This is a genomic window from Nostoc sp. ChiSLP03a, assembly GCF_034531215.2.
Classification (GTDB): Bacteria; Cyanobacteriota; Cyanobacteriia; order Cyanobacteriales; family Nostocaceae; genus Nostoc.
The window spans coordinates 38,838-47,473 of record NZ_JAVRBQ020000108.1 but is presented as its reverse complement, the minus strand read 5'-3'; the positions used below and the strand labels follow the sequence as shown (position 1 = coordinate 47,473).

Annotated in this window: 6 protein-coding genes and 1 pseudogene; 4 read left to right on the top strand and 3 right to left on the bottom strand. The window is 40.4% G+C overall.

The annotated features are described in order from the left end of the window. Positions 1-355: 355 nt before the first annotated feature. The 3 genes from RMY32_RS18220 (at position 356) to ilvB (ending at position 4,403) form a co-directional block, all read left to right on the top strand. Positions 356-928: a hypothetical protein gene (locus RMY32_RS18220; RefSeq protein WP_322712914.1), complete on the top strand. Its 573-nt coding sequence runs from the start codon at positions 356-358 to the stop codon at positions 926-928. A 190-nt stretch (positions 929-1,118) separates the two neighbouring features. Continuing rightward, complete coding sequence (locus RMY32_RS18215; protein WP_322712913.1) at positions 1,119-2,381, top strand: MFS transporter; 1,263 nt, start codon at positions 1,119-1,121, stop codon at positions 2,379-2,381. 126 nt (positions 2,382-2,507) lie between these two features. Continuing rightward, positions 2,508-4,403 (top strand): biosynthetic-type acetolactate synthase large subunit, encoded by a 1,896-nt coding sequence (gene ilvB, locus RMY32_RS18210; RefSeq protein WP_322712911.1) that lies wholly within the window; start codon positions 2,508-2,510, stop codon positions 4,401-4,403. Between the two features lie 1,173 nt (positions 4,404-5,576). On the opposite strand, the gene egtD is transcribed toward ilvB, so the two are convergent. Further along, complete coding sequence (gene egtD / locus RMY32_RS18205) at positions 5,577-6,611, bottom strand: L-histidine N(alpha)-methyltransferase (RefSeq protein WP_322712908.1); 1,035 nt, start codon at positions 6,609-6,611, stop codon at positions 5,577-5,579. Positions 6,612-7,113: 502 nt separating this feature from the next. Beyond that, a pseudogene (locus RMY32_RS18200) lies at positions 7,114-7,203 on the bottom strand (class II glutamine amidotransferase); the annotation flags it as partial. 1 nt (position 7,204) lies between these two features. Between RMY32_RS18200 and RMY32_RS18195 the strand changes: the two are divergent. Beyond that, on the top strand, positions 7,205-7,966 hold the full coding sequence (locus RMY32_RS18195; protein WP_322712906.1) for a DNA polymerase beta superfamily protein: 762 nt from the start codon (positions 7,205-7,207) through the stop codon (positions 7,964-7,966). Between the two features lie 240 nt (positions 7,967-8,206). On the opposite strand, the gene RMY32_RS18190 is transcribed toward RMY32_RS18195, so the two are convergent. Continuing rightward, positions 8,207-8,587: a DUF423 domain-containing protein gene (locus RMY32_RS18190; protein ID WP_322712921.1), complete on the bottom strand. Its 381-nt coding sequence runs from the start codon at positions 8,585-8,587 to the stop codon at positions 8,207-8,209. Positions 8,588-8,636 lie beyond the last annotated feature (49 nt).

The window sequence follows — 8,636 nt, the reverse complement described above, 5'->3', positions numbered from 1 at the left end:
GGCTACTTTTCTGACCGAAGTATCACCTCTTTCATACGCATTTACTATTTTTGAACGCAAATCGATTGAGTACGGTTTCATTGTAGTTCTTAATACACTATTATTTAATGTACCTCACAAACCTCGAAAGTGCTGTAAATTTGCTCAGTAAGAATAACGAAACATTTATTTTATTAAAATTAGTGTGATCTAGATACATACTTATTTGAGAAGTTGGGAATCTAACTTTTCACGAATGATTTAGGATTGCTATATAGCAGATTTAAGTTATTAATACTAAATGCTGCTAGTACTATATACATCAGACCGTGTATGCACAAAAATTTATCTTCTAATACCCAATTAGAATAGACAGATGAGTATAATTATTTGCCCTGGAATTCATGAGCCAGATTTAACTGAAAGCTTTAAAATCGAATTATTAGATATGGTTTCTAATGGCGCGATCGCACACAACCCCACAAATATACTGGTTTATCCTGGTAAAGATGTTTTGGTTTTATCACCATTGCACATTTTGCAGTTTTTGCGCGATCGCTTGACCGACTCTTTAGAATCACCAATTATATTCATCAGCTTTAGTGCTGGCGTAGTTGGGGCAATAGGGGCAGCACATTTGTGGCAACTCTTGGGTGGTCGTGTGAAAGCGTTTATTGCTATAGATGGATGGGGAGTACCACTACAGGGAAATTTCCCGATTCATCGGATAAGTCATGATTATTTCACTCATTGGAGTTCATCTTTGCTAGGTAGCGGGCAAAATAACTTTTATGCAGAACCAGGGGTTGATCATTTGTCCATTTGGAAATCTCCCCAAACTGTACAAGGCTGCTGGGTAGATTCATCCATCGAGATTATTCCACCCAAAGGTCGTCTGACAGCAGCTGAATTTTTGCTTATGCTGTTAAAGCACTATGAAGCAAATTAATCCGGACAACAGAATTAGGAGTTAGGAGTTAGGAGTTAGGAGTTTGGAGTTTGAAGTTAGGAGTTAAGAGTTTGGAGTTTGGAGTTTGGAATCAACATTTATTCTCCCCTCTGTCTAATGCCCCATGCCCCATGCCCCATGCCCCATACCTTATCCCCATGCCCCATGCCCCATCTACCCAAAGTATCTAATGTTTCCAACTGAACCAGCTGCTGTTAATAACGGGTTTAGCGCACTGCTAAAAAACCGTGGTTTTATGCTCCTGTGGATTGGGCAACTTCTGTCCCAGTTAGCAGATAAGGTCTTCTTCGTTTTGCTGATTGCTCTGCTGGAGAACTACCCACCGCTTCCTGGGTTGGCACAAAACTCAATGTACTCAACCTTGATGCTGTCCTTTACAATCCCAGCAATTTTGTTCGGCTCTGCTGGTGGCATCTTTGTTGACCGTTTGCCAAAAAAGCTGATTATGGTAGGCTCAGATGTCGTGCGGGGAATATTAACGCTGTGTCTTCCCTTGTTACCTCGACAATTCCTGATTTTGTTAATCCTGACTTTTGCCATTTCCACGGTGACGCAGTTTTTTGCACCAGCCGAGCAAGCAGCAATTCCCTTGTTGGTGAAGCGAGAAAATTTGTTGGCAGCTAATGCGCTGTTTAGCAGCACGATGATGGGAGCTTTAATTGTTGGTTTTGCCATTGGAGAGCCGATTTTGAGTTTGGCAAAAAGCTGGATGGGAGAAGAATACGGTCAAGAGCTTGTGGTTGGTGGATTATATATATTATCGGCTGCAATTATGCAGCCAATTAAGTTTAAAGAAGACAAACCTCACCGGGAACATCGGGCATCAAATCACCCTTGGGCTGAATTTACTGAGAGCCTGCGCTATCTCAGGAAGAACCCTTTGATCTTGAACGCTATGCTGCAACTGACAACCTTATATTGTGTGTTTGCAGCCTTAACAGTGCTGACGATTCGATTAGCTGAGGAGTTTGGTCTAAAAGAAAAACAGTTTGGCTTTTTCTTGGCAGCAGCAGGAGTAGGTATGGTCTTTGGTGCGGCAATTTTAGGTCACTGGGGTGATAAATTGCATCGCAAACCTCTACCTTTAATTGGATTTTTGATGATCGCACTAGTTTTAGGAGTGTTCACTTTTACGCACAACTTGTTGCTGGCGCTAGGACTTTGTGCATTTTTGGGTGTAGGTGCTGCCTTAATTGGTGTCCCCATGCAAACTTTAATTCAACAGCAAACACCACCGACCATGCACGGTAAAGTATTTGGCTTTCAAAATCATGCCGTCAACATCGCTCTGGCATTACCTCTGGCGATTACTGGCCCATTAACTGATGCTCTGGGCTTGCGATTTATACTAGTAGGAATGAGTATTGTTGTCGTGGTTGTCGGTGTTTGGGCTTGGAAAAATACCCGCAATGTCTTGCAAGACGTAATTTAATTAATGTAGGCTAATAATCTAGCTTTATATCTAATATATAAAATTCTCAGAATTTAATTGGACTTTTCCATTAAAATGAAATCTTAACTACAGAATTCAGCATTAACTTTAGCTATAGTCTGAGGTTTGACCGTGCGATCGCTTTCCCCAATTAGTCTCCCACAAATCGAGAATCACAAACAGTCTCGTGCTTCTAGTCCGCCAGTCGTGCCCAAACGTGCATCTGGCGGTTTTGCTCTGCTTGACAGCCTTCATCGCCACGGCGTTGATTATATTTTTGGTTATCCTGGTGGGGCAATTCTCCCAATTTACGATGACCTATATAAGGTGGAAGCAACTGGTGCTATGAAGCACATTCTCGTGAGACACGAGCAAGGCGCAGCCCACGCTGCTGATGGTTATGCCCGTGCTACAGGCAAAGTAGGAGTATGCTTTGGTACTTCTGGCCCAGGAGCAACTAACTTGGTGACAGGCATCGCCACCGCCTACATGGATTCAATCCCGATGATTGTAGTCACGGGACAAGTAGCACGTCCGTCGATTGGTACAGATGCGTTTCAGGAAACTGATATTTACGGAATTACCCTCCCAATCGTCAAGCACTCCTATGTGGTGCGCGATCCCAAAGATATGGCGCGAATTGTCGCCGAAGCCTTCCATATCGCTAGCACTGGGCGTCCGGGGCCAGTTTTAATTGATGTCCCCAAAGATGTCGCTTTAGAAGAATTTGACTATATACCTGTAAAACCAGGTTCAGTCAAGTTACGCGGTTATCGTCCCACGGTGAAAGGAAATCCGCGGCAAATTCATGCCGCGATTCAGTTGATTACTGAAAGTCGCCGTCCGCTATTGTATGTGGGTGGTGGTGCGATCGCAGCTGGTGCTCATGAAGAAATCAAACAACTAGCTGAATTATTCGATATCCCCGTCACCACAACCTTAATGGGGATCGGTGCATTTGACGAACATCATCCCCTCGCTTTGGGAATGTTAGGGATGCACGGCACTGCTTACGCTAACTTTGCTGTTAGTGATTGTGACTTACTGATTTGCGTTGGCGCTAGATTTGACGATCGCGTTACAGGTAAGTTAGACGAATTCGCTTCCCGCGCCAAAGTAATTCATATCGACATCGATCCAGCAGAAGTCGGCAAAAACCGTATTCCCGAAGTGCCCATCGTCGGCGATGTACGGAACGTCTTAGTAGACTTGTTGCGTCGCTGCAAAGAAGCAGGGATTAAAGCTACACCTAATCAAAACCAAGAGTGGCTAAATCTAGTTAACCGTTGGCGCGATGAGTATCCTCTGGTAGTGCCGCAGCATTCCGACAGCATTTCACCCCAAGAAGTAATTGTAGAAGTCAATCGCCAAGCACCCCACGCTTTCTACACCACAGATGTCGGACAGCATCAAATGTGGGCAGCACAATTCCTGAAGAATGGCCCAAGGCGCTGGATTTCTAGCGCTGGTTTGGGAACTATGGGTTTTGGCTTACCTGCGGCAATTGGCGCGAAAGTGGCGTTTCCTGATGAAGAAGTCATCTGTATTAGCGGTGATGCTAGTTTCCAAATGTGTTTGCAGGAACTAGGAACAGCAGCACAGTATGGCATAAATGTCAAGACAATAATTATCAACAACGGCTGGCAAGGGATGGTGCGCCAGTGGCAGCAAGCCTTCTATGGTGAACGCTACTCATGCTCCGACATGGAAATAGGAATGCCAGACGTAGAGTTATTGGCAAAAGCTTATGGCATTAAGGGCATGGTAATTAGCGCTCGCAGTCAATTAAAAGATGCGATCGCCGAAATGCTGGCACACAAAGGGCCAGTAATCTTAAATGTCCACGTCACCAGAGACGAAAACTGCTATCCAATGGTAGCCCCTGGTAAGAGCAACGCTCAAATGGTCGGCTTACAGAAGCAACCACCGAAAGCGGCAGCCGAGCCAGTGTATTGTAGCCATTGCAATGCCAAAAACGCTCCCACTCACAATTTTTGCGCTGAGTGTGGCACTAAGCTGTAAAGCTTTTTGATAATAATTCAGATTAGAGAGATAGGGGAGCAAGGAGAAGGGAAGCAAGATGCTGTAATTTCCCTAATTCTTGCCCCCTTTCCTCTTACGTAGGCATCCCTTAATCTTCCTAATGATGTTATTTATATTTCTGTTTTAATTGCAGCAAAGCGTTCTGAAAACTACTTTATCAAACTTAGTTTTATTAAAAATTCATATACTTTTTGCTTTAGTTAGTTAAATATGCGAGTGAGAGTTGATTTTAGATAAATCAGTTTTTTTTTAAAATTCAGTAACATTCCTCTTTTATTAAAAAGTTAAATATAAATACAATATTAAAAGTTGTGCTGGCTTAGTTGATTAAAAAACGTCAATTATTCCAGGTGTATCTATTTGCTAACTTTTTTCAGACAGATTCAGTAGTCTTAAAATAACTGCTCTCTTTCTTATTATAAAAGAGAGTTTAGCTTCCTATTGATTGAGAAAAGTAGATTGTTGTTAGCGAATTAATGTACTAAGCATTAATAGTCTGTTCATTTGAAATCGCTGTGTTCAAGTTTATTGGACAACAGCGTTATGACTATATGGAAAAATTGCAGTTTTATTTCTAACTGAGAACAAACACAACTTCTTTAAGCTCTGAATACTTCTCAACGCATATAATCAATTCCAATCCCTATGCAACAATATATTTCTCATTTGCTCGTACTGGTATTAGGAACAAGTTCAACTTTCCTTGTTACTCCATCTCAAGCTCAAACTCTGGTAAAAACCAACAATCAAAATCCTAAGAATGTTACTTCCATATCTTCAAGTTCACCTTCGGCTACCCAATTAAGTGATTTTACCAATTCTACTAATAGCAAACCATCTCTTCTTTCTGAGGTAACTAATAACTCTTCTGCTACTAATACCAATATAACAGCAAATAAACCTCGTCCACGGGTTCCTATATTCAGCAGAATTTTTCCTACACCTTCGATGCAGCAATAATTAGCGATTAAACATTTAGTTTACTTGCTTAGGTCGATCAAAATTTGCATTCATACATTTTGACCTCTCTCCTTTAAGGAGAGAGGCTTTGAATTGTTACTCCCTAATGCTTGTAGGGAAGGGCTGTTTTTGTTAGCTATATATTGGACTCACTGAGAACCAGTATATATATCAGGCATACTCTGATTTGATTTATGCTTGCAGCTGACAGAGGATTAACCCAAACCATTGATTTGGATCTCTCCACACATGAAGAGGTAGTAAACCTTGTGCAGTTAGTTGCTCTTTGATAAGATCAAGGTCAAATTTGCGGGAAATTTCGGTGAGGATAGTCTCACCTTGTGCAAAATTAACCTTAAGATTAAGAGCGCGTAATTCTACAATTTGCGATCGCAAGCTGCGTAAATGCATTTCTATTTGATGCTCGCTTTCATTGTAAAATGCTCGGTGTTCAAACTGGGTGGTGTCAAAGTTACCCTCAAACCGCTGATTTAAATGTTCTAGCATATTGAGGTTAAATGCAGCTGTCACTCCTTGGCTGTCGTTATAAGCTGGTTCTAAAATCTCTTTTGGCTTTCGTAAATCTATCCCCAATAAAAAATACTCACCTACTTGTAGAGCATTGGTAATTTGAGAGAAAAACACATCACACTCATCGGTGGTAAGATTACCTAAGCTGCTACCAATAAAACAAATCATCCGACTGGGTAATTGCGTCGGTAGGAGTTTTGCAAGGGCTAATTCATAGGTTCCCGCTAGTGCATAAACTTGGAGTAAAGGATAATCTCCCAATAACTGCTTGGCACTATTTTCCAACATACCTGCACTCACATCAATTGGTAGGTAATGCAGAGGATAGCCTAGTTGCTGATAGGCATCTAGTAAAATGCGGGTTTTACTAGAACTACCACTGCCAAGTTCTACCAATTCACAAACGCCAGTTATCTTGGCAATTTCACCAGCATACTGTTGTAAAATCGTTGTTTCTGTGCGTGTAAGATAATATTCTGGTAAATCGCAGATTTGCTCAAACAGATCGGAACCACGGTCATCATAAAAGTAACAAGGGGGTAGAGATTTAGGTGTTTGAGTTAATCCCTTTACTACATCACTCCCAGCACTAGGTGCAACTATTTGAGTTGCTCCTACCAAACGTTCTATCTCCAAGCGTTTTTCAACGCTGCTTTGAGAAGTAACCTTGCTGTTAACAGCTTTAGATATCGACATGAAACCTCCGTTTGCTTGGCGTAATCGGTTACTTTGATAGCAGACCTTTACTCCAATCAGTGAAACACATAGCCATAGTTAATAAAATCATGTTTGAGCAATATAGCTCAAGCTTTCAAGCTATTTTTCCGCATTTTCCCATTAAAATAGTAGCAAGTAAGTGTCTAAGTGCTATGTTCTCGCAGCGATAAAGATTTCGATATCAGCAATATGCCCCAATTACCAGCAAATAGCGGATCGAGTCAACCCCTTCCCTACGGGACGCTACGCGAACGGGGAATTCAAAATTCAAAATTCAAAATTATTATCCCCATAAATAAATTTAGTTGCTCTGTACCATGAGTCTGTTTTGGTCAGAATGAGGTTGACTAAAGAATGTGGCTTCGTCATATCCTGAAATAGCGCAAAAGTTTTCGAGCGATATTCATCGTAGACTGGAGCAATAGCCTTTTTCACACTAGATTTACTCAATTTGAATCTCACAATCTGCTCCGACACTAATGAAACTCTGGACGATGAGTGAGTGTTCTGGTTTATATAGAATATGTTCTAAATAAATAGGCGAACCGAGGTAAACAAGTAAACAGCACATTATGAATATTCCAACTTCTCTTAACACAATTATTAGGCAACAGCCTTACCCGTTTTTATTCGCCATCATTAGTGGTTCCCACTTATATGGCTTTCCCTCACCCGATTCTGATTATGACTTGCGTGGTGTGCATATTTTACCAGTTCAAGAAGTAGTGGGATTACAGACTAGAAATGAAACTATTGAAGTTTCAGAAGTTCGCGAATCTTTAGAAATTGATCTAGTAACTCATGATGTCAAAAAATTCTTTTTGATGCTACTTAAAAAGAATGGTTATGTGTTGGAACAATTGTATTCTCCTTTAATATTAATCACCTCACCTGAGCATGAGGAATTGAAAATTATTGCTAGAAATTGTATTACCCGTCATCATAGTTACCATTATATTGGTTTTGCTGCAACACAATGGAAACTTTTTGAGAAAGAACATACACATCGAATTAAACCATTGCTTTATGTTTATCGAGTTCTATTAACTGGGATTTATCTAATGCAAACAGGAGTAGTTGAGTCTAATTTAATTAAGCTAAATGAAGTTTTTAATTTACCCTATATTTCTGATTTGATCGCCCAAAAATTAGCAGGTACAGAAAAGTCTGTTTTGTCAGATGTTAATGTAGCTTTTTATCAAAGAGAATATGAACGTCTGCATAATAAATTACAGGAGGCATATCAATCTAGCTCATTACCTGAAGCACCTTCAGCTAATGCAGATTTGGATAATTTGTTAATACGCCTGAGAACAAAAAGCTATAAATTATAAGCTTTTAACTCCTCACTACTAGCCTTTTTAAACAAGATAAATTTAGAAATTTAAAATTCTACGTTATTTATAAATAACGGGATTAATTTATTTGTATGCACATTGTGAAAATTATGATTTATGAATTGATAAATTTTAGTTTTTGGAAAATATTTTTGTTGAAAATATGCTGTAAAGACAAGATAAATGAGCCTATAAAAAATGAAGTTAAGAGTTAAAAACTCCTAACTCCTAACTTTTTTACAACTTCAAATTCCAAGCAGCAAAAGCTAAAGCACCCCAACCTGCGAGAAAGGCTGTGCCGCCTAGTGGTGCGATCGCTCCCAAGGATTTAATACCGGTTATGCTAAGGGCGTACAAGCTACCTGAGAAAATAGCAATGCCAATAATAAATAGCCATCCACTGGCTACGAGTGTGGGTTGAGGCAACTCGGTACGACTAATTAGTATTGCTACTAGAAAAAGTGCCAGAGCATGATACATTTGGTAACGAGCGCCAGTCTCAAAAATTTCTAGCGATCGCTCACTAATCTTATCTCGCAAAGCATGGGAAGCAAAAGCACCAGCAGCAACCGACAAACCGCCTAAAATGGCAGCTACGCTCAAAAAAATCTGCGTCATGAGACCTAGCCGTAAGTTTGTAAAGTAGTCATTAGTCATTAGTCATAAC

Excerpts from the sequence above, each read along its gene's own strand:
- RMY32_RS18220 (WP_322712914.1), top strand. The coding sequence starts at position 356 with ATGAGTATAATTATTTGCCCTGGAATTCATGAGCCAGATTTAACTGAA.
- RMY32_RS18215 (WP_322712913.1), top strand. The coding sequence starts at position 1,119 with ATGTTTCCAACTGAACCAGCTGCTGTTAATAACGGGTTTAGCGCACTG.
- egtD (WP_322712908.1), bottom strand. The coding sequence starts at position 6,611 with ATGTCGATATCTAAAGCTGTTAACAGCAAGGTTACTTCTCAAAGCAGC.
- RMY32_RS18195 (WP_322712906.1), top strand. The coding sequence starts at position 7,205 with ATGAATATTCCAACTTCTCTTAACACAATTATTAGGCAACAGCCTTAC.
- RMY32_RS18190 (WP_322712921.1), bottom strand. The coding sequence starts at position 8,587 with ATGACGCAGATTTTTTTGAGCGTAGCTGCCATTTTAGGCGGTTTGTCG.